Source organism: Ruegeria sp. AP12, assembly GCF_056540025.1.
The window spans coordinates 1-834 of sequence record NZ_JBQFVZ010000162.1; the positions used below are offsets into that span (position 1 = coordinate 1).

Genomic DNA, 834 nt, shown 5'->3' on the forward strand with positions numbered 1-834 from the left:
AAACAACACTTGTGTTGGCATCGATGTTGTTCTGTTTCAGCGTGTCCTGAATCCGGTCGCGAATCTCGGGCACTTGGTTCACCGGATCAGCCAGCTCATCGATACGGTTCACGAACAGCACGATCTGGCGATTTTCGAACTGGGCGATGATCCGCATCAACGCCATGTCCATCGTGGTCAGCGCCTGGCTTGCAGCCAGCACGACAACACAAACCTCGGACCCGCGCAGGCTACGCAGCGTGATCTGCTCGCGCACCATGAAGGTATCGTTCACACCGGGTGTATCGCAGAGCTTCAGCGCAATCGGGTATTGCGGTATGTCCATGTAAAGCTCGGCCGACTTCGTCACATCGGCGAACCGTCCGGTCTTGGGGTCGATATCCGGATCGTCCTCATCGCCCAGACAGACGTAGCGCTGGATCAGCTCTTCGTCGAAATAATCGTACTGGTGGCTTTGGCCCAGAATCAGGTCGAAATGCTTGCCAAGACGTTCTTCTGATTTGGCCTTCATCTCACCGATCTGGCGGCGGATGTCGTCCATTTCGTCATCCGCACCGGCCCGGTTGGCCAGCTCACCCAGACGACCGCCGCCCACCATCAGGTTGTCCCATTCTTCCTGCTCGAAGAAGGTGAACTTGGACTTAGTGTCGCCCGGCGGACGCGTGTTGATGTTCAGCGTCGTGACCACCGAGGTCCACGGGTTGACGTCAGAAGGCAGCAGCGCAGGACGGCCTGCCAGAATGTTGACGATCGAGGACTTGCCAGCCTTGACCTGCCCCACCATCGTTACGCTGGCGGTGAAGTTTTCCATTCGCGTCTTGAGCGTCGCCAGAC

Annotated in this window: 1 protein-coding gene; it reads right to left on the reverse strand. The window is 57.8% G+C overall.

The features are described from left to right. Window positions 1-811 (reverse strand): dynamin family protein (locus tag ACR0E6_RS21985; protein WP_480587338.1); only part of this gene is annotated, 811 nt, incomplete at its 3' end. Between the last annotated feature and the right edge of the window lie 23 nt (window positions 812-834).